This is a genomic window from Propionicimonas paludicola (assembly GCF_002563675.1).
Classification (GTDB): Bacteria; Actinomycetota; Actinomycetes; order Propionibacteriales; family Propionibacteriaceae; genus Propionicimonas; species Propionicimonas paludicola.
Genome location: NZ_PDJC01000001.1, coordinates 2,443,024 through 2,468,089 on the forward strand (window position 1 = coordinate 2,443,024; position 25,066 = coordinate 2,468,089).

The following is a 25,066-nucleotide window of genomic DNA, read 5'->3' on the forward strand; positions in this document are numbered from 1 at the left end:
AGCCCCAGTTTTCGCGGCGAATCAATGCCCAGACTGTCCGAATCCTGTGAGAACCTGTGAGTCCTCACCGACCAGATACCCGAGGCTGACCAGCTCACGCAGCGTGGGCAGCAGCTCGTTGGCCAGGGTCTGGCCGTCCTCGTCGAGAAGCCCGGCAACCGCCGCCACCAGCGCTCCCAGCGGAAGCTCTCCGTCGCAGGCACCGACCACCGCAGCCAACGCCGTACCCGGTTCCATGGCCCGTCCAAAGCCGTAACCCTGGCGGAGCACCAGATGTTCCGGATCGGCCGCGCCCGGACGTCCGAAGGTCTCCTGGGTCAGCCCGGGAGCCTGCTTCCAGGCCTGAGCCCAGAACTCCGGCTCGGGCAGCCGGGCGGCGTCCACTGCGGTGAAGAAGTTGGCGAAGGCCGTGCCCACCGGCTGATGGACGGCGTGCGGCCAGTCCTCGAAACGCACCTCGGGCTGGTCACGATCGGCCCGGCGCAGCACCAGCCAGCCCAAGCCGACAGAGGTGATGCCGTTGTCGGCGAAGTAGTCCAGCCACTGACGGTAGCGCGGCAGGTACTCCGCACGTCCGGTCAGGCCGGCGTCGGCCAGCCACAGCTCGATGTACTCGAAAGCGTCCAGCACCTCCCGCTGAAGAACCAGGGCGTCACAACCGGTCGGAGTGATCCACTCGGTCAGCCGCTCGTCCCAGGGCCGGTCGGTGATGGCCCAGTTGCCCAGCACCACCAGATAGCCGCCCGGGTTCAGGTGCTCGGCCGCCCCGGTGACCACCTCGCGCATCAGGTCGTCCCCGGCCAGGCCGCCGTCGCGGTAGATCAGCCGATCCGCGCGCGGCGGACCGATCACGTAGGGCGGGTTGGTCACGATCAGGTCGAACTGCTCGCCGGCCACCGGCTCGTAGAGCGAGCCGAGCCGCAGGTCGGCATGGAGCCCGGACAGCCGGAGACTGATGCAGGCCAGCTCGAGCGCACGCGGGTTGAGGTCGGTGGCGACCAGCTGCTCGGCGTCCAGATGAAGTCCCTGGATGCCGCAGCCGGTGCCCAGATCCAGCACCCTGCCGTAGTGCCCGGGCGGCACCAGTTGGGCCAGCGTGGTGGACGCCGGGCTGGCGCCGAGCACGAAGTCCTCACTCGGCGGGACCACCCGTCCGTCCAGCGGGGTCTGATCGGAGCAGATCCAACCCGATCGGGCCTGCGAGCCGTGCGGCTTGAGCTCGATGGCCGCCCGCCACTCGTCCCCGTTGACGGCGATGAGGCCCGCCTCGACCAGCATGTCGGGACAGCCCAGCAGGGGACGGATGGTGCCGGCCGGCATCGGCAGGCCAAGCAGCCAGAAACGGATCAGTTCGGCCTGAGAGTCGGTGGCTCCGGCCAGGGTGCGCAGCGCAGGAACGCTGGCATTGCGGGCCAGCCCGGCCAGCCCGACATTGCCGAGCCGCTCGGAGACGGCATCGAGGGTGTAATCGGCGGCCACGAGGGCCCGACGGAGGGCGTCGATGGCGGTTTCGTCCAGCATGCATTTAGCCTGACACGGAATCGTCCGCTCCCCGACCAGGAAAGCCCCCCGCCTCCCGCCACGCCCGCTCCCCCTCCCGCCACGCCCGCTTCCCCTCCCCGCCACCCTCCAGTTCGCGCTACCGAACGCAACGTTCGCTACCGAAATCTCGGCAGCAAGAGTTGCACTCGGTAGCGGGAACCTCTGCGGGGGCGGGGGCGGGGTCGGCCGCCGCCTCTGGTCGGACGCGTAGGCTCCGCCTCTGGTCGGACGCGCAGGTGGCCGCCTCCCGTCGGACGCGCGAGTGGCCGCCTCTCGTCCGACGCGCGGGAGACCCGCGCCTCTTGCCGGACCTGCCGTCGGCCAGACCCCCGGTGGCATCGCGGGCCGCGCGTGGCAGGCTGTGCGCATGGCGCTCCCGGAATGGCTCGAAGCCGACCCGCGGATTCGCCATCACCACCATCGGCCGGCCACGGCCGGGGTCACGTCCGACTTCCCCGAATGGGTGGACCAGGAGATCCGAGACGCGTGGGCACGAGTCGGGGTGACTCGGCTGTGGCGCCATCAGGCGCTCGCCGCCGAGGCGGCCTTCAGCGGACGGCACGTCGCTCTGGCCACCGGCACGGCCTCCGGCAAGACCCTGGCCTATCTCCTCCCGGTCCTGGCTGCCACGGTCTCCGGACGGACCGGCTTCGCGACGGCGTCCGGGCCGCTGGGGATCGATCGCGGCCACAGCGCCTTGTACCTCGCACCGACCAAGGCGCTGGCTCACGACCAGCTTCGGGTCTGCCGCACGCTGGGCCTGCCTGGCTGGCAGCCAGTGACTCTGGACGGCGACTCCGAGGCGGCCGAACGCCGGTTCGCCCGCGACTTCGGCGGGCTGATCCTGAGCAACCCGGACATGCTGCACCGAGCCGTCCTGCCCAACCATCAGCAGTGGGTGCGACTGCTGGCCAGCCTGCGTTATGTGGTGATCGACGAGGCGCATCGCTATCGCGGAGTCTTCGGCGCCCAGGTGTCGGCGGTGCTGCGTCGCCTCCGCCGACTGGCCAACCACTACGGCGCCGACCCCGTCTTCATCTCAGCCTCGGCGACGGTGTCCGGCGCCGGTGAACTGCTCACCCGGCTGGCCGGAGTGGAGCCGGTGGTCGAGATCGCCACCGACGACTCGGCCCGGCCCAGCCTGGACTACCTGCTGTGGCAGCCCGAGGAGGACCCGCACCACGAGGCGGCCGACCTGCTCGCCCGACTGGTCCGCGACGGCAAGCAGACCTTGGCCTTCACGTCGTCCCGGGTGCAGGCGGAGCTGGTGGCTCTCCGCGCTCAACGCAAGGCCGGTGACATCTCACCCATCGAGTCCTATCGAGGTGGCTACCTGGCTGCCGACCGCCGGGAGATCGAGGCCGGCCTGCAGTCCGGGTCGCTGCGCGGAGTGGCCTGCACCAACGCGCTCGAACTGGGTGTGGACATCTCCGGGGTGGACGCGGTGCTGACCTGCGGCTTCCCCGGGACCCGGTCGGCGCTGTGGCAGCAGGCCGGACGCGCCGGACGTGCGGGCCGGGACGCCCTCGGCATCCTGATCGCCCGACCCGACCCGCTGGACGCCTACCTGTGCGAGCATCCCGAACTCATCTTCGCCGAGCCGGTTGAGCAGACGATCCTGCACCCGGAGAACCCACAAGTGCTCGGCCTGCACATCGCCGCGGCCGCGGCTGAGCTCCCGGTCAGCTTGGCCGACGAACGCTACTTCGGCACGACTCTGTCCGACCTGCTGGACGCACTGACCCGAGCCGGGCATCTGCGCCAGCGTGGTGCGCGCTGGTACTGGACTCGTCCGGATCGTCCGGTGGATGCCATTGATCTGCGCTCGATGTCGGGCACCTCGCTGGCCGTGGTCGAGTCGGCGACCGGACGGGTGATCGGGCAGGTCGATCCGGCCGCCGGTGACCGGACGGTCCACGTCGGAGCCATCTACCTGCATCAGGGCGAGCAGTGGCTGGTCACCGACTACCAACCGGCCGATGGAGTGGCCCTGGTCTCCCGAACCGGGGAGGGCTACTTCACCCAACCGCAGGGCGAGAGCACCGTGTCGATCCTCAGCCAGCTGCGCAGCCGCGACCTCGGTGCCGGACAGGTGAGCTTCGGAACGGTCGAGCTGTCCAGTCAGGTCACCGGCTACCTGCGTCGAGACGAGGCAACCGGGAAGGTCTGGGACTCACTTCCCCTGGACCTGCCCCAGCGAGTGCTCCGCACACAGGCGGTCTGGTACACCCTGCCCGGGGCCGCATTGGCCGGGATCGCCGCCGCCGACCTGCCGGGCGCGGCCCACGGCGCCGAGCACACGGCGATCGGCCTGCTACCGGCCTTCGCTCCGTGCGACCGCTGGGATATCGGCGGCCTGTCCACCACCTGGCACCCGGACACCGGTGAACTCACCGTCTTCGTCCACGACGGCCACCCCGGCGGCGCAGGGTTCGCCGAGCGGGGCTATCAGGTGGTCGAGGAGTGGTTGGGCGCAACCGTGGACCGGCTGCGCAGTTGCGCCTGCGCGGACGGCTGCCCCGCCTGCGTGGTATCCCCCAAGTGCGGCAACGGCAACAACCCATTGAACAAGGCGGCCGCCGCCCAGCTGCTGGCTCTGCTGGTCGGCTGAGCCCAGAGGCCGACCGCACCACTCGACGCTCCGCGCCGGTCGATCCGGCCTCCCTCACCCTGGCGGATCCGGAGCAGTTCGCCCGGCGGTGGCGCGGGCCACTAAGTGATCCGGGAGCCCCGGAAGCGCGTGCGGAACCGACACCTCGACCTCGACTGCCACCGCGAACTCGAGCAGATCGCCGACGACTCGGCAACCGGACAACCGCACTGCGTTGGCCTGGGCTGCCCGGGCCGCCCCTCGGCAGGCACCTTCGCCGGTGGCCTGGGCCGATGCCCCCGACAGTGCCACCAGATCGGCGGCCGCGTTCGCCTTCTGGGCCGCCGCGGAGTAGCCGACCACTAACGCCACCCCCACCCCCAACAACAGGCTGAGGCAGACCACGGTGGCGACCAGCACCGTCCCGGCTCCGGCGGACGCCGAGGCCCCGGGTCCATGCGCTGTCCGGCTGGTCAACTCGGCTCCCGGAGCACGACCGCTTCTGCCCGGAGCGGCACCGCAGGCAGCCATGACGCCCAGGGACGAGCATCGAGACTCACTTCCACCCGCACCCGGTCACGCGCCGTTCCGACGTGCACGACCGCACCCGGGGGACGATCCGCGATGGCATCGGCTGCCGCGCGACGATCGCCACGCGCCTCCTGCCGAGCCACCTCAGCGGCCAGCCCCTGACACTGGGCGAGCAGCATCAGCGCCGTCAGCAGCCAGGCGATCAGCACCACCGCGCCGACCATGGCCAGGCTCGCGAAAGCGAATTCGGCCGTCACCATCCCCCGCTGCGGGCGCACCGGCCGGGCGCCGCCATAGCGGGGAGGCCGGCCGGGCTGGAGCCGGCCGGCCGACCCGCCGGTCACTAGATGTTGATCCCGACCGAGGCGAGGATCCACCGAACGAGCGCCTTGACGATCTCGCCGAGGAACCGCCGGAAGTCCTCGTTGCCGAAGAACCCCACCAACGCACCGACCCCGGTGACCGCGGCCACCGTGCCGACCGCGTACTCCGCCGTGGTCATGCCTCGCTGCCCCAGCTTGCGCAGCTTCGCAACCGCCTTGCCCATCTGTACTCCTCTCTGCGTGGCATCCATCCGGACGCACCCGTCACTGTTGGCCGCAGACCGGCTTCGTGTTCGCGGAGCCCGGGCGGCTGTGGACGACGGCGCCGCGCACCGGACCACTTGTGGATGAGTGACTCAGCCGAAGAAGCGCTGAACCACCCCACCGACCACCGGCACCACCCCGATCAGCAGGAAGGACGGCAACAGGCACAGCACCAGCGGCAGCACGCTGCTCACCCCCACCCGACGCGCCCGCTGCTGGACTCGCGACAGCTCAACCCGGCGCGCCCGCTCACCGATCACCCGCAGCGTCGCCGTGGCGGTCAACCCGTAGTCCAGGCTGCGCGCCAGCTCTCGTCCGAGTTCGGCCAGCTCCGGCTCTGCAGCGGCCAACTCCCGCCAGGCCGCGGCCTCGTCCGTCCCCAGTGCGACCGCCGCGCCGAGCCGGTTCATCACTTCACCGGCCGGACCGGGCAGCACTCGTCCCAGCTCGGCGACGGCATTGCGCAGTGGCAGGCCCGCGTCCAGACAGACCGCGATCAGGTCGCACAACCCGGGCACTGCGGACGCCAGCGCGCGACTCCGCGCCGCCTCGGCCGCACTCTTCAGCCGACCGGACGCGAGGTAGCCGGCGGCACCGGCAGCCAGCCCGAGCGGCACCGCCCACCAGTCGACGACCAGGCCGGCAGCGAAGCCGAGCGCGGCACTCAGTCCGGCCAGCCGCAGCCGGGCCAGCCGGGCCGGCTCGATCCCGGTCGACGGATCGGCCTCGCGCAACCGGAGCGCCGGCTGCCGCCAGGCCAAGAGGATGGCCAGCCCGACGGCCAGGGCGGTGACCAGCGGCCAGCCCACTCACCTCACCCCCGGGCGAGCCAGCCAGTCGGTCCACAACACCCCGACGCAGGCCAGGGTCACTCCGGCGGTCAGGCTCACCTGACCGACCATCGAGCCGAGCAGGAAGCTCAGCGGATCACCGCCGACCGCGAACCCGAGCGCCAGCCCGGCCAGCGGCAACACTGCCAGCAGCCGTCCGGTGGCCCGCGGCGCGGCCAACTCGGACGCGACCACCTCGGCCACCCCGGACGCCGCCGCCTGCCGCTCGACCACCGAGTCCAGCGCCGACGTCATGGACGCCCCAGTTCGCTCGGCCAGCTCCCAGGCCACCGCCAACTCAGACAGACCGGCCTGCCCCGGACGGACCGCACCGGCCCGCAGAACCTCGGCCACCGATCCGCCCGCCCGTTGTGCGGCCGCAGCCTCAGCCAGCACCGGGCTCTCCGCCGCGGCCAGCTGCAGCGCCCCGCCGGGCACCTGCCCCACCCGAAGCAGGCCGACCAACAGCCGACAGGCAGAGACCACTTCGGCTTCGTCCCTGGCTGCCCGGCGGCGCTGCAGCTGGGTACGCGCCAGGTGCGCGGCGGTGCCGGCGATCAGTCCCACACACAGACCCAGCACCGGTCCGACACCGCCGAAGGGCGACCCAACGGCCAGCCCGGCGGGCGGCCCCAGCGCCGGCCACAACCCGAGCAGTCTCGGCCTAGTGCGCGGCGCGGCTGCCGGTTCGAGCAGCCGGACCCAACGATGACCCCGGCCGACCGGCCAGGCGAGCAACACCGCCACGGCCGCGCAGAGACAGGCCAAGCCGATCATGACTGGGCCAGCCGGTTCAGTCGAGACCAACCGTCCCCCTGCTCCAGGCGGCCGTCGGGAGCGCAGCTCAGCGCCGGAACGGCACGGCAGCGTCCACTTCGGCGATCGGCGCGCAGCACCCGGAGCTCCTCCACCCAGCGGCGTCCGTCCGGGAGCCGTCGCACCTGCACCAGCACCTCGACAGCGGCCGCCAGTTGGGCGTGCAGGGCATCACGGGACAGCCCGCCGAGCGCGGCCAGCGCCTCCAGCCGAGCCGGCACCGCCCCGGCCGAGTTGGCATGGACGGTGCCGCAGCCGCCCTCATGGCCGGTGTTCATGGCCAGCAGCAGATCGACCAGTTCGGCACCGCGCACCTCGCCGACCACCAGCCGATCCGGACGCATCCGCAGCGCCTGCCGGACCAGGTCGGTGAGGGTGATCGCGCCGATCCCCTCCGCGTTCGGCGGTCGCGCCTCGAGCCGCAGGCAATGCGGGTGCTGCGGCGCCAGCTCGCGGGAGTCCTCGGCGATCACGATCCGCTCACCGGCTGGAACCAGGCTCAGCAGGGCGCCTAGCAGCGTGGTCTTCCCCGAGCCGGTACCGCCCGAGATCAGGAAGGCCCGCTTGCCATGCACCAGTCCGGTCAGCAGCTCGGCCACCCCGGGCGCCAGCGAGCCGGCCGCCACCCAGTCGTCCAAGGTGAGCCGGCGTCGGTTCGGGACCCGAAAGGACAAGCAGGTGCCGGTCTCGGCCACACAGCCCAGCACCGCATGCACCCGGACGCCACTAGGCAGGCGGGCGTCCACGAAGGGCGAGCCGTCGTCGAGGCGACGCCCGACCGAGGCGGCCAGCCGCACCGCGAGCCGGCGCAGTTCCTCGGCCGACCCGAACCGCACGCCGGCCGGCTCCAGCCCGGAGCCGCGATCCACCCAGACTTGGTCGGGGGCGTTCACCAGCACATCGGTCACCCCCGGTTCGGCCAACAGCGGATCCAGCGGCCCGGCCCCCTCGCTCTCACGGCGCAACGCGGCCACTGTGCTGCGCACCCGCTGATCGCTGACCAGCTCGCCCAAACCGCGCAGCGCGGCGGCGACCTCCACCGGTCCGGCCTGCTGGCCGTGCCGGACCAGGTAGGAGCGCACCTCCTCCAGCTCAGTCATCGGCGTCGGCCAGCACTCGCCGGACCAGCGCGTCCACCGCTCGCCGGTAGCCGCGCCGGACCCCGCGCGCCGGCGGCTCACCGCTGTCGGCGGCCTCGACCAAGCGCAGATCGGTAGGGATCTCGCCGAGGATCGGCAGCCCGACGGCCTCGGCGACCAGGGCCGAGTCCAGCGAGCCGCGACCGCGACGCAGCACCAACTCGGCCCGCTCCAGCTCGTACTCGGCCACCACCTGACGCGCAGCTGCCACCCCACGCACGCTGGCCGAGGCCACCAGCAACTGCCGCCCGGCCAGCCGTAACGCTTCGCGGGCGGCCGGCCCGCCACATCGCCCGACATCGAGCACCACCAGGGAATGCCACGACCGCAGCGCCCCCACGATGGCGGCCAGCGGCTCCCGCGACAGATCGAAGGCCGGGCCGCGAGCCATCGATACCACGGTCACCCCGTCGACCACCGGCAGGTAGCCACGCAGGTCGCCAAGCCGTCCGTCGGCAGCCTCCAGCCGCGGCCAGCGCCACCCACTCACTCGCTCAGCACCGAGCAGCAGATCCAGCCCGCCACCCAGCGGATCCACATCGACAAGGGCGGACGCCTCGGCCCGCTCGGCCCCCAGATGCGCCAGCGATGCGGCCAGAGTGGACGCGCCGACCCCGCCGGAGCCGCCGAGGACGGCCACCACCGGACCGCTGAACCGGCTGCGTCCGTCGGCCAGCACGGCGCCGAGCCAGGCGCCTCCCTCGGGGAGCTGAATCACGCCGGCCGCCAGCGGCGCCGACCAGGCGGCCAGCTGCTCGGCGTCCGATCCGACCAGGAACACCCCCGGACGGGCCGTCGGCGCGGCACTGGCCACCCGTCGGGCCAGCTCGCCGGCAACCACCACCGTGCCGGCGCTGCGCCACATGCCGGCCATCCGCTCGGGCTCGGCCAGCACCTCCACTTCAAGTTCCTGAGCGGCCGCCGTAGCCAGGACCAGCTCGCGCACCTCGCCCGGCGGGGCCACCAGCAGGACGTCCGGCCCTGGTCTGCTCTGCGTCACAACAGGCACTGTGGGGCGTGAGCCGTGCTCGCATTCGCGCTCACCGAGACCTGTGGACAAGTTCGACCATCCTGCCGAGTTGTCCACAACTTCGCGGTTCACCGGTCGGGCGGAGGTTCGCCGCCGCTGGCTTGCCGGCTGCCCTTACGATGCGTCCATGGCCAACCCCGGGGTCGGAAGCTTTCCGCCAGCCGCCATCGAGTGGCTGGCCCCCGCCGACCCCAGCGCCGTCCTCGCGGTCGGCCTCGGTTCGCTGCCCACCGCCGTCCGCTACGCCCGGCGCGGCCACCGGCTCACCCTGATCGACAAGCCGGCCGACGAACTCGGCCGGGCCACGGCGCGCCACCCCGAACTACTCAGCGTGGCTGCGGCGCCCGAGGCGCTGCCGTTCACCGCGCATTCCTTCGACCAGGTCCTGGTCGCGCAGGGCCTGCATCTGCTGGCGCCCGGGCTGGCCCTGGCCGAGTTCGCCCGGGTACTCGCCCCCGGCGGATCACTGTCCGTGCTGTACACCGTCCGCGACGACACGGTGCCCTGGGTGCGCCGGTTCGCCACCCTCTTGCAGACCTACGATCCGCAGCTGATGAGCGGCTCGGCGGCCGAGTCGGTGGACGCTCTCGAGGACAGTGGCTACTTCCCCAAGGTTCATCGCCGTGACTTCCGGCAGTGGGTTCCGATCGACCGGGACGGGCTGATCGAGCTGGTCAGCCGCAACCCGAAGCTCGCCCAGCTGCCCGAGCCGGACGCGTCCACGCTGCTGGCCAAGGTGGGTGCCCTCTACGACGCCTCAGCGAAGGCCCCCGAGCCACTACTGCTGCCCTACTCGGTGCGCTGCTGGCGGGCCCGGGTCGACCATTCGGAGTTCACCACGACCTTCGCTCCGCCGGAGTCGGGGCTGCAGATCACGCTGTAGCCGGAGGCCCACCCGACTAGGCTGGCGGTACCAGCACCACCGACGGAGGTTTGCCAGATGGCTGAGAAGACCGACATCGCCGACCTGATCGCGTCCATTCAGGCGGACGTGACTGCGATCGTCCGTGGTGAACTCGAGCTGGCCAAGGCCGAGCTGATCCCCCAGGCCAAGCGGGCCGGGATTGGTGCCGGACTGTTCGGCGCCGTCGGCTATCTGGGCTTGTCGGCGATGGCTGTGCTGTTCTCGACCATCGGCTTCGCCTGGGCCATCGGCTTCCAGGCATGGTTCCATCTCGACCTGCTGCCGGCCCTGTTCTGGGGCTTCCTCACCGACACCGTCACCATGCTGCTGGTGGCCGCGGTGCTCGCACTGATCGGCAAGGCCCAGATGAAGTTCTCCGGACCGGAGGCAACCGTCGCCCAGGCCGAGGCCTCCGTGGCTGCCGTGAAGGACGCCGTCGAGCGCGGCAAGGACGAAGTGGCCGAGCTGTCCATCACCGGCGGAAAGCGTCCCCAGGTACCCGAACTCCCCTGACCGGTCCGGCCGGCCCCAGGTCGTCCGCCCGCGTTCGCTCACGTCCTCCTCCGCGTTCGCTACCGAACGCAACTCTTGCTGCCGAAATTCCGGTAGCAAAGGTTGCCATCGGTAGCGCGAACCGGGAGGCGGACGCGAGGAGGGGACGCGGGGACGGAGCGAGCTCAGCCGAGCCGGTAGGCCCAGGACTACCAGCCGAGCCGGTAGACCCGGGACTCCCAGCCGGCCAGGGTGTCGGACAGCTCGTCGTGAGTGCCGAGGATGAGCCGAGCGCCGACCAGCGAAGGCAGGTCATCCAGCGGCAGCGGAACCGGAGCCGAGGACCAGTTGGCGACCACCAGCAGCGCCTGGTCGTCCAGGCTGCGCAGGTAGCAGAACAGGGACGGATGCTCGCCGAGCAGCAGCTCGAATCGTCCCTCCCGGACCAGAGCGGAGTCGTGACGCAACGCGATCAGCTTGCGGTAGTGATGGAACACCGAGCCGGGGTCGGCCACGGCGTCCGCAGCGTTGATCTGGTCGTGGTTGGCGTTCACCGGTAGCCACGGCGTCCCCGTGCTGAAGCCTGCGCCGGCGCCGCCATGCCAGGGCACCGGAGTGCGCGCATTGTCCCGGCTGCGCTGGGCCAGCGCCCCGAGCAGCTGCGCCGGGTCCATGCCGAGCGCGAGTCCACCGGCGTAGAAGTTGCGGGACTCGATGTCGTCATACTGCTCAATGCCGGTCAGCCCGGCATTGGTCATCCCGAGCTCCTCGCCCTGATAGACGAACGGGGTCCCCTTCAGCAGATGCAGCGTGGTGGCCAGGGTCTTGGCCGACGCCACCCGGAACTCCGGCGAGTCGTCGCCGAACCGGGAGACCGAGCGCGGCTGATCGTGGTTCTCCCAGTACAGCGAGTTCCAGCCAACGTCGGCCAGTTCCTGCTGCCAGTGCGCAAGGTTCGCCTTGAGCGCGGGCAGCCGCAGCGGAACGATGTCCCACTTCAGTCCGGACGGCCCGGCATCCAACATCATGTGCTCGAAGGTGAACACCATGCCCAGCTCGCCGGCTTCGGGGTCGGTGTGCGCGCGGGCGTCCGCGCTGTTCACCAGCACCATCTCGCCCACCGTGAACAGCTGCCGCTCGTCGATGCCGACCTCGCGGTTCAGCTCCTTCAGGAACTCATGCAGCCGCGGCCCTTCGGCCACCACGGACGGGTCGTAGCAGATCCCGTCCGGACCGGCCGGACCGTCGGCCAGCGGCAGGGTCTTGGAGATCAGGTTGATCACGTCGAACCGGAAGCCGTCCACGCCGCGGTCCAGCCAGCGCCGCATCATCGCGTACAACTCGGCTCTGACTTCGGGGTTCTCCCAGTTCAGGTCGGGCTGACGGGGGCTGAACAGGTGCAGGTAGTACTCGCCGGAGGCCGGGTCGAACTTCCAGCCCCGACCGGCGAAGAACGAGCCCCAGTTGGTCGGCTCGGCGCCCTCGCTGCCCGGCTCGAAGCCGTCGCGGGCCGGACGCCAGTAGTACCAGTCCCGCTTCGGCGAGCCCGGCTTGCGGGACTCGAGGAACCACGGGTGCACATCGGAGGTGTGGTTGATCACCATGTCGAGCACCAGCCGGATGCCGCGGGCGTGCAGCCCCTCCACCAGCGCATCGAAGTCAGCCAGGGTGCCGAAGAGCGGGTCGATGTCGTCGTAGTCGCTGATGTCGTAGCCGTTGTCGTCCATCGGCGAGCGATAGATCGGCGATAGCCAGACCACGTCCACGCCGAGCATGGCCAGGTAGTCCAGGTGAGTGAGGATGCCCTTGAGATCGCCGACCCCGTCGCCATTGCTGTCAGCGAAGGACCGCGGGTAGATCTGGTATGCGACTGCGCTGTGCCACCACGCCATGGCTCCATCATGGCCGATCGGGTGCGCCCCGGCGGTGCGCCGTGCGGACGACACCGCGCCGGTTCAGCCGGCCAGGAACCGCGCCGGAATCTCGGTGTGCCGATCGCGGGGCCAGGGCTTGGTCCAGCCGAGCAGCTCGAACAGTTCGTCGAGCAGGTAGGCGGTGAAGCCCCAGATGTACAGCTCGCCGATCATGAAGGCCGGGCCTTCGAAGCCGGCCGGGAGCACCCAGGTGCAGCGGTTGGCCGGGTCGAGCAGCTCGTCCACGGCGATCACGTGCACCGCGGACAGCTCCTCGGCGTCGACGACGGCCAGCGGCTGCGGGTTCGTCCACCAGGCCACCACCGAGGTGACGTCGAAGCCGCTGCGCGGGATGTGCGCGGCCGGCAGCACGCCGAGCACCTCCACGTCGTCGCTGACGCCGACCTCCTCGGCCGCCTCGCGGAGCGCCGCGGCGATCGGACTGGCGTCGTCCGGCTCGATCCCGCCACCGGGAAAGGCCACCTGACCAGCGTGATTACGCAGCTCGGCGCGCTTCTCGACCAGCACCAGCTGGTAGCCGTGCTCCCCCTGGGAAAGCAGGATCAGCACCGCGGCGGCCCGCTTGCCCTGCGGTGGACGGGCGGCGGCCAGCGCCAGCACGCCGGGCTCGGCCAGCCGGGCCCGGGCCGCCAGCAGTTCGTCCGGAACCGGGACGAAACCCGGACCGGTCGCCCCGCGGCGCTCAGCCACGAGGCTCCCGGATCAGCTTCGCGGCGACCTTCGGATCGGTCGGACCTTCGCCGAACGCCGGGCACAGGCCGGCCACCGGGCAGGCGCCGCAGGCCGGACGGCGGGCATGGCAGCAGCGCCGTCCGTGCCAGATCACTCGATGGTTGACCAGGCGCCAGTCGGACGGCTCGAACAGAGCGCCCACTTCGGCCTCGATCACCACCGGGTTCTCCGACACCGTCCAGCCGAACCGGCGGGACAGCCGGATCAGGTGGGTGTCGGTGGTGATGCCGGGCACGCCGAAGGCGTCGGTGAGCACCACATTGGCGGTCTTGCGTCCCACCCCGGGCAGGGTGACCAGCGCGTCCAAGGTGCCCGGGACGACGCCGCCGAACTGCGACTGGACCGCAGCCGACAGCTTCAGCAGCGAGTCAGTCTTGGCCCGGAAGAAGCCGGTCGGCTTGATCAGTTCTTCGAGTTCGGTGCGATCGGCCGCGGCCAGGGCGGACGGGTCGGGCCAACGCGCAAACAGCGCCGGCGTCACCGTGTTCACCCGGCGATCGGTGGACTGCGCCGAGAGCACGGTGGCCACCAGCAACTGCCAGGCATCGGCGTGGTCGAGCTCGCAGTGCGCGTCCGGATAGGTCTGGCCGAGGAGCGCGAAGATCTCCGCGGCTCGGGCTCGCATGGCCCGTTTCGACTCGACGGCCATCAGCCGCGGACCCGGACGATCAGCTCCACCTCCACCGGCGAATCCAGCGGCAGAACCGCCACACCGACCGCGCTGCGGGCATGCCGTCCGGCCTCGCCGAAGATCTCTCCGACCAGCAGCGATGCGCCATTGGCCACGGCTGGCTGGGCCGTGAAGGACGGATCCGAGGCCACGAACACGACCAGCTTGACCACCTGCTCGATGGCGTCCACCCCGCCTGCCACCGAGGCGGCGGCCGCGACCGCGTTCAGGGCGGCGATCCGGGCCAGCCCGGCGGCGGTCTCGGTGTCGAGCTCGGCCCCGACCTTGCCGGCTCCGGCCAACTGGCCGGCCACAAAGGGCAGCTGACCCGAGGTGTAGACGACATCGCCGACCCGCACCGACGGCACGTAGGCGGCCACTGGCGCCGGGACATCCGGCAGGGTGATGCCGAGTTCGGCCAGTCGCGCCGAGGCGCTCACTGGAGCGGACGCTTCAGGTAGGCCACCAGGTTCTCCGCGTTCGGGCCGGGCACGACCTGCACCAGCTCCCAGCCGTCCGAGCCCCAGTTGTCCAGGATCTGCTTGGTGGCATGCACCAGGATCGGGACGGTCACGTACTCCCACTTTGTCATGAGCTCACCCTAATCAGCGCCCCTGACGATGCTCTAGCCCCGGCCGGGGCGGCGAGATGCTCAGCAGACCCGGCGGGCCTTCGGGCAGAGAATCGACGTCCAGCTGGTGATGTCGGTGCGCTGGCGCAGCAGCTGGCGACGCTCTCGCTCAGTGAGCCCACCCCAGACCCCCCATTCGATGCGGTTGTCCAGAGCCTCGGCAAGACATTCATTGCGCACGGGGCAGCTGAAACACACCGAGCGAGCTCGCTTCTGATCCGCGCCGTCGGGGAACAACTCATCCTGTAGACCCCGGCATTTCGCCTGAAGAGTCCAGTCTTCGACTCGGAGCGACATCGCTCTACCTTTCACACATGGGGTGCACCAAACCGGGTGGGGTTCCCGGGCTGGCGGTAGGGCTCAGGCTAGGCCATCTGCTGAGCCGCCGCTAGGGGTCATTCACCTCCCGGTGAACTCCGTACAGTCTTGTTTCTCAGGGGTGGCGTTCGGGTGACGTAACCTTGAACCCATGCGCATGGGGAAACGGCTGTACTCGCTGATCATGTTCCTCTTCGTCGCGTTTCTCGGCGGCCTGCTTTCGGCGGGTTTGATCGTCCCGATCGCCGGAATCGCGTCGACGGCCGGAACGTCAGCGGCGTCGAGCCTGGATCAGCTGCCGGCCAATCTGGAGACCCCGGCGCAGCCGGAGCGGTCACGGCTGATGACCGCCGACAACAAGGTGCTGGCCACCTTCTACGACGAGAACCGCATCTACGTCCCGCTGGACAAGATCTCGCCGCTGATGCGCCAGGCGCAGGTGGCCATCGAGGATCACCGCTTCTACGAGCACGGCGCCCTCGACCTGCAGGGGACGCTGCGAGCGCTGGTCAGCACCAGCCAGGGCAACACCCAGGGTGCCTCCACGCTGACCCAGCAGTACGTCCGGTTGGTCCTGGTGGAGAACGCCGAGGACATCAGCGACGAGGCCCAGAAGAAGGCGGCCAAGGACGCCGCCACCGAGAACACGCTGGGCCGCAAGATCCGCGAGTTGCGCTATGCGATCGCCATCGAGCAGAAGTTCAGCAAGGACGAGATTCTCGAGCGCTACCTGAACATGAGCTACTACGGTGACGGCGCCTACGGCGTCGAGGCCGCAGCCAAGCATTACTTCAACACCTCCGCGGCCAAGCTCACGCTGGCCCAGTCGGCGATGCTGGCCGGCCTGGTGCGCAACCCGGTGAGCACCAACCCGGTGAAGTTCCCCAAGCCGGGCATCTCGCGGCGCAACGACGTCCTCACCCGGATGTACACCCTGGGTGAGATCACTGCCACCCAGCTGGCCGAGGCCAAGGCCGAGCCCTTCGACGCCACGAAGGTGAAGAAGTCACTCAGCGGCTGCGCGAACTCCAAGTACCCCTTCGTTTGCGACTACGCCTACCGGACGCTGCTGAAGATGCCCTCGTTGGGCGCGACTCCCGAGGAGCGGGACAGCTACATCAAGCGCGGCGGCCTGACCATCCAGACCCTGATCGACCCGGCCGCTCAGGACAAGGCGCAGTCGGTGATCAGCAACTACATCGACGCCCGCGATCCGGTGATCTCGGTGATCACCATGCTTCAGCCGGGCACCGGCCTGATCAAGGCCATGGCGCAGAGCCGTCCGGTGATGGGCATCAACAAGAACGACAAGGGCAAGAACCAATGGAAGGGCGAGACGTACTACAACTACGCCGCCACTGCGGAGATGGGCGGCGCCGAGGGCTTCCAGGCCGGTTCGACGTTCAAGATCTTCACCGCGGCCGCCGCCCTCGATGAGGGCCTGGGCAGCTACGACAAGATCAAACTCGACTACGAGCACAACTATCAGGGCGAGACCTTCCGCAACTGTGACGGCCCCTTCACCCAGATCGACAAGTGGGCGGTCACCGGTGGGCGCGGCCAGGTCGGCCGCTTCGACATGTGGGCCGGCGCCAAGCACTCGATGAACAACTACTTCGCCCGGCTGATCCAGCGGGTAGGCATCTGCCCGGTGGTGAAGATGGCCGCCAAGCTCGGCCTGAAGTCGGCCGACGGTGCCGACCTGGTGAAGACCTACTCGTCCATCCCGTCGTTCACCCTCGGCGTGGCCGGCATCTCGCCGCTGTCGCTGACCGAGGCCTACGCCACCTTCGCGGCCCGTGGCATTCACTGCGACCCGATCATCCTGAAGTCGATCACCAACCGCGACGGCGCGGACGTCCCTGTGCCCAGCGCGAACTGCAAGCGGGTGATCAGCGAGGATCTGGCCGACGCCGTCAACGCGATCTTCCAGGGTCCGTACAACGGTGGTACCGCCACTCCGGCTCGGGTCTGGAGCGTCAAGATGGCCGGCAAGACCGGTACCGTGCCGCGCAACAAGGCGATCTGGACGATGGGCTACACCCCGGATCTGGCCGCGGCCGCAATGATCAGCTACGACTCGCAGCCGAAGTGGGGGTTCCCGAAGTTCTGGGAGTCACGGAGTAACCGGTTCCTGCGCGGCGTGTATCTGAAGTACTCCAAGCGGACGCTGTACGGGGCCTCGGGCCAGGAGGCCGGTGGCCGCTTGCTGAAGCCGGCTTTCGCTGCAGCGTTGGCCGACATCCCGGACAAGCATCAGTTCGTTGCCCCGCCGCGGGACATCCTGATCGGCGAGAAGGTCAGTGTCCCGAGCTGCTCGGGGCTGGGCCTCTCGGCCTGCAAGTCGCGGCTCATCAACGCCGGCTTCACCCCGGTCGAGGAGAAGCAGTTCTCCGAGTACCCGGTGGGCACTCTGATCGGCACCAGCGCGTCCGGCGGCCAGGCCACCAAGGCGAGCACGATCACCCTCTACGTGAGCAAGGGCCCCGAGCCGACGCCGACTCCGCCGCCGACGCCAACCCCGCCAGCGAGTCCGGGGACCGGTGGGGCCGGGTTGCCGGGCGGCGGTACCAGTCCGGGCCGTCCGCGTGGTGGCGGCTGAGCCGATGGGACGAGGCTTTCGCCGGCTGGCGATTCTGGCTGCGGCCTGTTTCGCGTACGGCACCTTCATCGAGCCCTACGACTTTCGGGTACGCCGAGCGCGCCTGAAGGTCCTTCCGGCTGGCGCGGCACCGATCCGAGTGCTGCACATCTCGGACTTCCACCTGGTGGCCAATCAGCGGCGTAAGCGCGCGTTCATCCGGGCGCTGGCCGGGCTGGAACCCGACCTGGTGGTCAACACCGGCGACAACCTGGCCTCTCCGGACGCCCTGGCGCCGCTGATCGAGGATCTGGGCCGGCTGCTGGACGTCCCTGGGGTGTTCGTGTTCGGCTCCAACGACTACACCGCGCCGCGACCGAAGAACCCGCTGGGCTACCTAGCCGGTGACACCAGCCGCGAGGGCGTCCATGCCGACCGGCAGCAGCTGCCCACCGAGGAACTGCGGGAGGCCCTGACTAGCCACGGCTGGCTGGATCTGAACGGCAAGCGTGGCGAGCTGGAGTTGCGCGGGCTGCGGGTGGAGTTCCGCGGCACCGACGACGCCCACCTGAACCTGGACGACTACCGCCTGGTCTCCGGACGTCCGGCCCGAGGCGTCGACCTGGCCGTCGGGGTCACCCACGCCCCGTACTCCCGGGTGCTGGACGCCATGACCGCCGACGGGCTGCGGCTGATCCTGGCCGGGCACACCCACGGCGGGCAGGTCTGTGTCCCCGGCTTCGGGGCGCTGACCACCAACTGCGACCTCCCGCCGCGCCAGGCCAAGGGCGCCAGCCGCCACCACGCCGCCGGAAGGCGCTCCTGGCTGCACGTTTCGGCCGGCCTGGGCGCCAACCCCTATACACCTTTCCGGTTCGCCTGCCCGCCCGAGGTCACCCTGCTGACCCTCGTCCCGGGCTCGAATGGCTGACCCGGTCGAGTTCAGCTACACTTTCACCCGGCCCTGACTAGCTCAGGGTCGTTCGGGGTGTGGCGCAGCTTGGTAGCGCGCGTCGTTCGGGACGACGAGGTCGCAGGTTCAAATCCTGTCACCCCGACCAGCGGAAAGCCGCTCTGACTAGGGACTATGGTCCCAGCCAGAGCGGCTTGCGGCGTCATGCATCCTAACCGCATCCTAAGCACGGCTAACTCCTGCTGGCTTCTGCGCACACTGTCACGCCGCCATTGGTGGTCGAACAGCTGCGAGCCTTCCCGCTTAGCTGCCCTCGGCGCTCGTCTGGGAGGTTCGCCCCGTTCGAGGCATGTGACGTATCAGGAAGCCGATGACTCCGGCGAGTCTGAATCTCTGCGCGATCCCCTCTTTACCCGTTCCACGACTCGAAGCGCGGCGATGGAGTCGGCCCATGGCATGAGTGGGGATTCCTGCTGGCGCGCGTGGACCAGTTCGGCGAAGTGCGCTATCTCGTACGCCATCGCGTCGTGGCCGTCCAAACCGCGGGCTTCGGTGGTGATGACCTGCCCGTTGGTGAGAGCCAATGTCACCGGACCGGGACTGTGGAAACCGTCGGGCAACTCGATGCGACCGCGGGTGCCCGCAGATCGCCGCGGCGCGCGGGGTGTCCGCCGCCATGGTTGTGTGAAGCTGGGCCTGGGCGTTCGGGTGGCCGGGGAACCCGCCGAGCGTGAGCGACATGGTGCGATCCACGCCGGAGGGAGTAAGTTCGTCCACGGTATGCACTCCGCTTGGCTCGCCGAGCACCATGACGGCGAACGCCACGACGTAGTAGCCAAGGTCAAGGAGTGCCCCTCCCCCGAGCGACGGGGTCGGTCAGCTGCGGGATGTGCATGACGCGGCGGCCAAAATCGGCCAGAAGAACTTCGATGTCGCCGAGGACGTCCGAGTGCAGCAGTTGGCGCACGACGTCGGTGCGGGGCAGGAAGCGCGTCTTCATTGCTTCCATGACGGTTACGCCGGCGAGGCCAGGTGCGGCGAGGATCTCGTTGGCTTCTGCCACGCTGAGTGCCATCGGCTTCTCGACGAGCACGCTCTTGCCCGCGGAGATGGCCAACAGCGCGCGTTCGCGGTGGCAACTGTGCGGCGAACTGACGTACACGGCTTCGATCTCCAAATCCGCAACCAGCTCGGCGTAGCTCGCGTGAACCCGTGGCACTCCGAATCGGCGGCCGAATGCCTCTCCCCTGGAAGGGTCCCTGGACGCTACAGCGAGCAGGACCTGTCGAGGCGTGCCTGGTCAACGCGTGTGCGAACGAGTGGGCGATGGCGCCCGGCGCGATGATGCCCCAGCGCGGTGGCCGGGCCAGCCGGGGGTCTTTCACCCGGGGCACAGGGAGCGGTCCGATCACGGCGTGGGTACCTTTCGACAACGGTTCCTACGGCTTCGCCTGCGCATCCTCAGAGGACGCCAAGGGGGAAGCGTTTGGCGTTTGCCGCCCGCTTCCCCCTGGTGCAATCGGTGCGTCCGGACTTCCCCCTATCGGGGCGCGTGTTCGGACTCGAGGGTGTCGATGCGGGTGTGCAGGGCCTTAAGGATGGGCAGCATCCGCTTGGTGATCTGCACTTCGCTGACGACCACCATGAGGCTGTCCTGAGCGTGGCTGAACAGCATGCTGTAGCTGCTGTAGCGGGCTTCGCCGCGGACGCTGCCCTGGATCACCTCAGTCTGCATCCGGTGGCCCTCAGTGATCGCCGCTTCGGCCAGGTCGAGTTCGGCCTGTGCCGCTTCGTGGTCGCCCTCACCGGCGAGTTCGAGCGCCCGCATGGCGTGGGTGCGCCCATCGCCGGCTGCAAGGATCACCTGCATCGAGGCCTGGACGAGTTCGTCGTTGTCTTCCATCTGTCCTGTCCCTCTAGTTGCTGGTGGGGGGTTCGAGGTCGGCACCGTTGGTGGCGATCACGTTTTGGTACCAGTAGAAGCTGTCCTTGCGGGTGCGTTTGCCCGTGCCGTCGCCGTTGTCGTCGAGGTCGACGTGGATGAAACCGTACCGCTTGGACATCTGGCCGCTGGACGCGGATACGAGGTCGATGCCGCTCCAGGTGGTGTAGCCGAACAGGTCCACCCCGTCCTCGGCGATCCCCAGGGCGATCTGCTCGATGTGTGCCTTGAAGAACTCGATCCGGTAAGGGTCGTGGATCTGGCCGTCGACGACCTCGTCCTTGGCCCCGATGCCGTTCTCGACGATTGCCATCGGGATCTCGTACCGGTCGTAGTACCGGTTCATCGTGACGCGGAGGCCGATCGGGTCGATCGCCCAGCCCCAGTCGGTCCTGGCCAGGTAGGGGTTCTCCAAGATGCCGAGCATGCGCTGGGCGTCGGTGATGAGTGGGTCCTTCTCAGGGTTGAGCGGTGCTACCCGGCTGAAGTAGTAGCTCCAGGCGAGGAAGTCGATCGTCCCGTCGGCCAGAGCTTCGGCATCGCCATCCGCCTGCTCGATAGCGATGCCCTTCCGGTCCAGGAACCCCTTCGCGTAGGCCGGGTAGTGGCCGCGGACCATGGTGTCGGTGTAGTAGAACACCTCCCGGTCGGCGTCGAGTTCCTCCAGAGCGTCGAGCGGGTCGCACGACTTGGCGTACGCGGTCATGGCGTTGACCATGCAGCCGATCTTGGCGTCCGGAATCAGTCGGTGACCAGCAGCCACCGCCTTTGCGCTGGCAACCATCTGGTGATGGGCGGTCTGGAACATGACTTGCTCGGATCGAGGTTGCTTGCCGAAGAACACCCCGCTGCACGGGAACGGCGTGCTGGTGGCGAAGTTGATCTCGTTGAATGTGATCCAGTGCTTGACCCACTTGCCGAACCGCTCGAAGCAGATCTCGGCGTAGCGGACGAACAGCTCGATCACCTCGCGGCTGGCGAAGCCGTTGTACCGGCGGGACAGTTCCAGCGGCATCTCGTAGTGGCACAGGGTCACCAGCGGAGTGATGCCGTACTTGGCGAGTTCGGCGAACACCTCCTCGTAGTGGCGCAGGCCGGCCTCGTTCGGGGTCTCGTCGTCGCCGTTGGGCATGATCCGCGCCCACAGGATCGACATTCGGAAGCACTTGATGCCCATCTCGGCGAGCAGTGCGATGTCTTCGCGGAAGGTGCGGTAGAAGTCGATCCCGTGGTGAAACGGGTAGCGGCGATCCGGGTCGACCACCAGGGCGTCGGGGTACTCGCCCTGATGGCCGGCCGGAAGGACATCGACGATCGCCAAACCCTTGCCGTCCTTGTCGTACGAGCCCTCCATCTGGTGCGCACTGGTGGCGACGCCCCAGAGGAAGTCTGGAGGGAACGCAGACATCAGGCAGCCACCGCCTCAGCGGCGTCCTCGGCCTCGGCCGCCGCCTTCTCCTTGGCAGCTTCCTGAGCCTCGTAGGTCTTGAAGAAGGGCAGGTAGACAAAGTACGCGATCACGAAGAGGACCGCCCAGAACACCACACCCAGCCAGTCGTAGTTGGTGAGGAAGGTCGAGACCGGCTGGGGCAGGAAGTTCATCGCGAACGGCCGGGACGGGATCGCCACGAGTCCGCCGCTCAAGGTGAGGTAGGTGAGGGACGGCACGATGAGGCTGACGATCAGGTAGGGGATCATCATCAGCGGGTTCCACACCACCGGCAGGCCGTACATCACCGGCTCGTTGATGTTGAAGATGGACGGGAAGATCGCCACGCGGCCGACGCTGCGGATCCGGGCCGACTTCGAGCGCAGCATCTGCAGGTTGAGCGGCATGGTGCCGCCCATGCCGCCGAAGGTACACCAGCCGGCGAAGACGACCTCGACAGTGGTGATGTAGATCGGCTTCTGACCCGCGGCGACGAGGTCGGCGTTGGCGGCGATGTTGGGCAGAGCGAGAGCAAGGAAGATCGGGTACGCCGTCCACGCCGACAGGCCCAGCGAGTAGAACAAGGCCATCAGGAAGTACAGCAGGACGAAGCCGACGAAGCTGTTCCCGATCGCCTGCAGCGGCTCGAACAGCCGGGTCATTGAGCCGAAGACGTCCACTCCGAGCGAGGTGGTCACGACGGCCGCGGCGATCACCAGGATCACCGGGAGGATCGACTCGAACCAAGTAACCACGATCGTGGGCAGGGTGGTGTCCTTCGGGAACAGGCCGCGCTTGAAGTAGGCGCTGAACAGCCAGCCCAGCAGCAGGCCTGCGATCAGGCCGACCGTCATGCCACCCGCGCCAAGGTTGCCGGCCGCGAAGGACATCACGCCGTTCTTGTCGATCTTGGGGCCCATCAGGGCGAACATTGTGCTGATACCGGTCAGGCCGGCGACCATGCGCGCCCGGCCAAGGCCCTTGAGTTCGAGGACGTTGAACGGGATGACGAACGCTAGGAACAGGCCGAGCAGGCCGAAGCTGTACTGGTTGATCGCCGACACATCCGGCAGCCACGGCAAGAAGTTCCTGAACGTGGCCAGGAGGTTCGCGACAGCACCGACGAGGATCATCGGCAGCACCATCTGGAACGCGCTCTGCACGGCCATGACGTACGTGTTCTGGGTGAACTTCGCCACCATGGGGCTGAGCGACTGCTTCAACCAGGTCATCAGGCTCTGGTAGAACCTCTTCATCGCACGCCCCCGCTCACTGCGGCCTGGGCGACATTGAAACCCGCATTGCCATCGAGCATCGCGTAGGTCATGTCGTCGAGGATCGCGTACGGCTTGCCTGCGGTCGCGCAGGCCTTCTGAATCATGGACTCGAACGAACGCATCTGCGGCGCGGCCAGTACGACGTCGAACTGGTCGACGACCTGGCCCAGCTGGGCGTAGCTGTACGCCTCGGACGTGGTGTCGGTCGCGCCGCTCGCGACGCCGGCCTGCGCGATCTTGCGCGCGATCATGCCGCTGGACACCCCGTTCCCACAGATCAACAGGATCTTCATTGCTCCTCCTCGGGGGGCCTGCCCCTGGTCAGTGTCGGCCTGTGTCGTCGCGGAGGGCGGGCCGATCGCACTTCTGTACCGCATCTTCACGCTACGAGCGGCCCAGGTGGAGCTGCCAATACTCCTGCTTCCGCCAGGCGGAAGTCGGCCGTTGCCAACAATCCGGCTAGTCCGCGAGCAGTTCGTTGACCGCCGCGAGGAACCCCGGATAGTCGACTGAGCGCTCGATCAGCGAGGCGATCTTCGAGGCGTCCAGCAACAGCTCGGTGAAGTGGTCCAGGAAGTCGCGCAGCATTGTCCCGGCGTCAGGGCTCATCGCCAGCATGGCCACCAGCCTGACGCTTGAGTTCCCCCAGTCGACCGGCTCGTCGCTCACCAGCACTGCGATCGCGGACTCCTCGGCATCCGGATACATCGAGTGGGGAAAGGCGAACTGGCCCCCGAAAGCGGTGGGCGAGCGCGACTCCCGGTCCAGGACGTCGTCCAGGAACGTGGGCTGGACGACGCCGGCTTCGATCATCGCCGTGGACATCACGCGCAGCACGTCCTCCTTCCGCCCCGCCGAAGTGGGGTGGAAGAAGAGGCGTGGGTCGGAAAGGGTGACCAGATCGGCCTGTAGACGGCGCCGGGTGGCCCGCCGGCGCTGCTCGCGCAGCTCGGACCGCACGGCCTCGATGTCTTCGGTCCCCAGCAGCGGGCTGACCTTGACCACCGGGACCCTGGTGCGCCCCGCGAGATCGATCGATGTGACGATCAGGTCGCTGGTGATGGTGTCGAAGTCATGGCCGGGGGTGGTGATCAACTGCTCGATCACCGCGTCCGTCCCCAGCGCGACCGCCAGACGATCCCTCGCGTCGACCTCCAGCCCGCCGTAGCGGGGAAAGACGCAACTGACCAGGACCGGTGGCCCCTCGTTGAGCTGTTTCTGGAACTGGCTCCCTAGGTGCAGCGACAGCAGATCGACCTCGCCGGGGTCGAGCCGAATCGACAACTCGTGCTCCAGCTGCCGGGCGAAGCTCAATGCGATCTCGTGCACCAGCGGATGGGCGTTGCGAAACTCCTGGCCGAGTGGATTGTCGAACTGCCGATCCGAAGCCGCCCGGGCCCGTACGCCCTGCACGTGGAGGGCCAGACTGAGCCGAGCGCGGTCGTCGGTGAAAGTCAAGCCGTAGCGACTCCACAGGGACTCCAGGCAGTCGGTGACGATCGAAAGAACCGAGTCCTCCAGGATGTTCAGCGGCGAACCGGGCTCCCGGGACGGAGCCACTCGGGTCGACAGAAGGAGCTGCAAGGCCTCCCGCTCGGCCATCGGGAACGCGATCCCGAAGAAGCGCTCGACAGCGACCACCACCCCTGCCAGCGAGGCCCGACTAGCCGCGTTGGCTGGGCTGTGGTTCTCCTCGGCGTCGTAGCTGCGTCCCGTCCGGAGCCGATCCACCGCGATGACCAGGTGGATCAGAAGGTCGTTCATCGAGTACTCGTTGATCTCCAACCCGGACTCTCTCGCGGCGGCGAGGAGGGTCGCCCGCAACTCGGCAAGGTCATATTCCGCGAACTGCCCTGAGAAGGCGTTCACCGCCGTCGCGCTCAGACCCTCAGCGGAACTGAGGACCAACTGTCGCAACAGCCGCCGTTGCCTACGTTCGGTTCCTTCCACCTTGACCAAGTCGCGACTCCGACGCAACACCAGCCCGTGCTCGCGAAAGATCTCGCGGACCCTGCCCAGGTCCGCTTCCAGTGTCGCTGGCGCGATGAATAGGTCATCGGCCAACTCGAATACATCAAGCTCATCGCTGTCGGTCAGCAGCCGGCGGGCGATGCCGAACACTCGCTGCCGGCCGCTCTCGTGCCCCCGCTCACGGTTCACGCCACGCGCCCGGAACTC

25 protein-coding genes and 1 tRNA gene are annotated in these 25,066 nt (G+C 68.9%); 6 read left to right on the top strand and 20 right to left on the bottom strand.

All coding sequences use genetic code 11. The features are described 5' to 3' along the window. Positions 1-21: 21 nt before the first annotated feature. The gene (locus tag ATK74_RS11450; protein ID WP_098461155.1) at positions 22-1,521 is read right to left on the bottom strand and encodes a DUF7059 domain-containing protein; all 1,500 of its coding nucleotides are present in this window, start codon (positions 1,519-1,521) and stop codon (positions 22-24) included. Positions 1,522-1,909: 388 nt separating this feature from the next. Between ATK74_RS11450 and ATK74_RS11455 the strand changes: the two genes are divergently transcribed. Then, entirely contained in the window at positions 1,910-4,153 is a 2,244-nt protein-coding gene (locus ATK74_RS11455) for a DEAD/DEAH box helicase (protein ID WP_098461156.1), read from the top strand. Positions 4,154-4,207: 54 nt separating this feature from the next. On the opposite strand, the gene ATK74_RS11460 is transcribed toward ATK74_RS11455, so the two are convergent. The 7 genes from ATK74_RS11460 to ssd all read right to left on the bottom strand — a co-directional run bounded on the left by ATK74_RS11460 (position 4,208) and on the right by ssd (position 9,035). Further along, on the bottom strand, positions 4,208-4,609 hold the full coding sequence (locus ATK74_RS11460) for an Rv3654c family TadE-like protein (protein ID WP_169923830.1): 402 nt from the start codon (positions 4,607-4,609) through the stop codon (positions 4,208-4,210). Continuing rightward, positions 4,606-4,920, bottom strand: coding sequence for a TadE family type IV pilus minor pilin (locus tag ATK74_RS11465; protein ID WP_169923831.1), 315 nt, complete (start codon positions 4,918-4,920; stop codon positions 4,606-4,608). Before ATK74_RS11465 ends, ATK74_RS11460 begins: the two co-directional genes overlap by 4 nt. A gap of 86 nt (positions 4,921-5,006) precedes the next feature. Next, the gene (locus tag ATK74_RS11470; RefSeq protein WP_143483649.1) at positions 5,007-5,210 is read right to left on the bottom strand and encodes a DUF4244 domain-containing protein; all 204 of its coding nucleotides are present in this window, start codon (positions 5,208-5,210) and stop codon (positions 5,007-5,009) included. A gap of 132 nt (positions 5,211-5,342) precedes the next feature. Further along, positions 5,343-6,059: a type II secretion system F family protein gene (locus ATK74_RS11475; protein ID WP_098461160.1), complete on the bottom strand. Its 717-nt coding sequence runs from the start codon at positions 6,057-6,059 to the stop codon at positions 5,343-5,345. Then, positions 6,060-6,647 carry a type II secretion system F family protein gene (locus ATK74_RS11480; protein WP_143483650.1) on the bottom strand — a complete coding sequence of 196 codons (588 nt, stop codon included), beginning with the start codon at positions 6,645-6,647 and terminating at the stop codon, positions 6,060-6,062. Between the two features lie 206 nt (positions 6,648-6,853). Further along, positions 6,854-7,996, bottom strand: a complete 1,143-nt coding sequence (locus tag ATK74_RS11485; protein ID WP_098462237.1) for a TadA family conjugal transfer-associated ATPase — start codon at positions 7,994-7,996, stop codon at positions 6,854-6,856. Then, positions 7,989-9,035: a septum site-determining protein Ssd gene (gene ssd / locus ATK74_RS11490; RefSeq protein WP_169923832.1), complete on the bottom strand. Its 1,047-nt coding sequence runs from the start codon at positions 9,033-9,035 to the stop codon at positions 7,989-7,991. Before ssd ends, ATK74_RS11485 begins: the two co-directional genes overlap by 8 nt. 157 nt (positions 9,036-9,192) lie before the next feature. Here ssd and ATK74_RS11495 point away from each other — a divergent pair, with 157 nt between their 5' ends. Beyond that, positions 9,193-9,948, top strand: coding sequence for a class I SAM-dependent methyltransferase (locus tag ATK74_RS11495; protein ID WP_098461163.1), 756 nt, complete (start codon positions 9,193-9,195; stop codon positions 9,946-9,948). 57 nt (positions 9,949-10,005) lie between these two features. After that, on the top strand, positions 10,006-10,482 hold the full coding sequence (locus ATK74_RS11500; RefSeq protein WP_098461164.1) for a phage holin family protein: 477 nt from the start codon (positions 10,006-10,008) through the stop codon (positions 10,480-10,482). Between the two features lie 188 nt (positions 10,483-10,670). Here the strand turns inward: ATK74_RS11500 and ATK74_RS11505 are convergent, their stop codons facing one another. The 6 genes from ATK74_RS11505 to ATK74_RS11530 form a co-directional block, all read right to left on the bottom strand. Next, complete coding sequence (locus tag ATK74_RS11505; RefSeq protein ID WP_098462239.1) at positions 10,671-12,353, bottom strand: glycoside hydrolase family 13 protein; 1,683 nt, start codon at positions 12,351-12,353, stop codon at positions 10,671-10,673. Between the two features lie 63 nt (positions 12,354-12,416). Further along, positions 12,417-13,085, bottom strand: a complete 669-nt coding sequence (locus ATK74_RS11510; RefSeq protein ID WP_098461165.1) for an NUDIX hydrolase — start codon at positions 13,083-13,085, stop codon at positions 12,417-12,419. Further along, positions 13,078-13,752 (bottom strand): endonuclease III, encoded by a 675-nt coding sequence (gene nth / locus ATK74_RS11515; protein WP_245840902.1) that lies wholly within the window; start codon positions 13,750-13,752, stop codon positions 13,078-13,080. The genes ATK74_RS11510 and nth overlap by 8 nt, the downstream gene beginning before the upstream one ends. A 23-nt stretch (positions 13,753-13,775) precedes the next feature. Beyond that, on the bottom strand, positions 13,776-14,237 hold the full coding sequence (locus tag ATK74_RS11520; protein WP_098461167.1) for a RidA family protein: 462 nt from the start codon (positions 14,235-14,237) through the stop codon (positions 13,776-13,778). Continuing rightward, a complete protein-coding gene (sp36, locus tag ATK74_RS11525; RefSeq protein WP_098461168.1) occupies positions 14,234-14,389 on the bottom strand; it encodes a Sp36 family protein in 156 nt (51 codons plus the stop codon). The genes ATK74_RS11520 and sp36 overlap by 4 nt, the downstream gene beginning before the upstream one ends. Positions 14,390-14,449: 60 nt before the next feature. Beyond that, positions 14,450-14,725 (bottom strand): WhiB family transcriptional regulator, encoded by a 276-nt coding sequence (locus ATK74_RS11530; protein WP_098461169.1) that lies wholly within the window; start codon positions 14,723-14,725, stop codon positions 14,450-14,452. Between the two features lie 178 nt (positions 14,726-14,903). Between ATK74_RS11530 and ATK74_RS11535 the strand changes: the two genes are divergently transcribed. The 3 genes from ATK74_RS11535 to ATK74_RS11545 all read left to right on the top strand — a co-directional run bounded on the left by ATK74_RS11535 (position 14,904) and on the right by ATK74_RS11545 (position 18,388). Beyond that, positions 14,904-17,348, top strand: coding sequence for a transglycosylase domain-containing protein (locus ATK74_RS11535; protein WP_169923833.1), 2,445 nt, complete (start codon positions 14,904-14,906; stop codon positions 17,346-17,348). Between the two features lie 4 nt (positions 17,349-17,352). Beyond that, positions 17,353-18,258, top strand: coding sequence for a metallophosphoesterase (locus tag ATK74_RS11540; RefSeq protein WP_098461171.1), 906 nt, complete (start codon positions 17,353-17,355; stop codon positions 18,256-18,258). Between the two features lie 53 nt (positions 18,259-18,311). After that, positions 18,312-18,388 (top strand) — tRNA-Pro (locus ATK74_RS11545). Between the two features lie 693 nt (positions 18,389-19,081). Here ATK74_RS11545 and ATK74_RS11555 read toward each other — a convergent pair. The 6 genes from ATK74_RS11555 to ATK74_RS11580 all read right to left on the bottom strand — a co-directional run bounded on the left by ATK74_RS11555 (position 19,082) and on the right by ATK74_RS11580 (position 25,048). Next, positions 19,082-19,519 (bottom strand): Gfo/Idh/MocA family protein, encoded by a 438-nt coding sequence (locus ATK74_RS11555; protein WP_098461173.1) that lies wholly within the window; start codon positions 19,517-19,519, stop codon positions 19,082-19,084. A gap of 261 nt (positions 19,520-19,780) precedes the next feature. Next, positions 19,781-20,143 (bottom strand): PTS lactose/cellobiose transporter subunit IIA, encoded by a 363-nt coding sequence (locus ATK74_RS11560; RefSeq protein WP_098461174.1) that lies wholly within the window; start codon positions 20,141-20,143, stop codon positions 19,781-19,783. Positions 20,144-20,156: 13 nt separating this feature from the next. Beyond that, entirely contained in the window at positions 20,157-21,590 is a 1,434-nt protein-coding gene (locus ATK74_RS11565) for a glycoside hydrolase family 1 protein (protein ID WP_098461175.1), read from the bottom strand. Then, positions 21,590-22,843: a PTS sugar transporter subunit IIC gene (locus tag ATK74_RS11570; protein ID WP_211283360.1), complete on the bottom strand. Its 1,254-nt coding sequence runs from the start codon at positions 22,841-22,843 to the stop codon at positions 21,590-21,592. Before ATK74_RS11570 ends, ATK74_RS11565 begins: the two co-directional genes overlap by 1 nt. Positions 22,844-22,863: 20 nt before the next feature. Beyond that, positions 22,864-23,181, bottom strand: a complete 318-nt coding sequence (locus ATK74_RS11575) for a PTS sugar transporter subunit IIB (RefSeq protein ID WP_098461177.1) — start codon at positions 23,179-23,181, stop codon at positions 22,864-22,866. Positions 23,182-23,347: 166 nt separating this feature from the next. Beyond that, entirely contained in the window at positions 23,348-25,048 is a 1,701-nt protein-coding gene (locus tag ATK74_RS11580) for a BglG family transcription antiterminator (RefSeq protein ID WP_245840904.1), read from the bottom strand. Between the last annotated feature and the right edge of the window lie 18 nt (positions 25,049-25,066).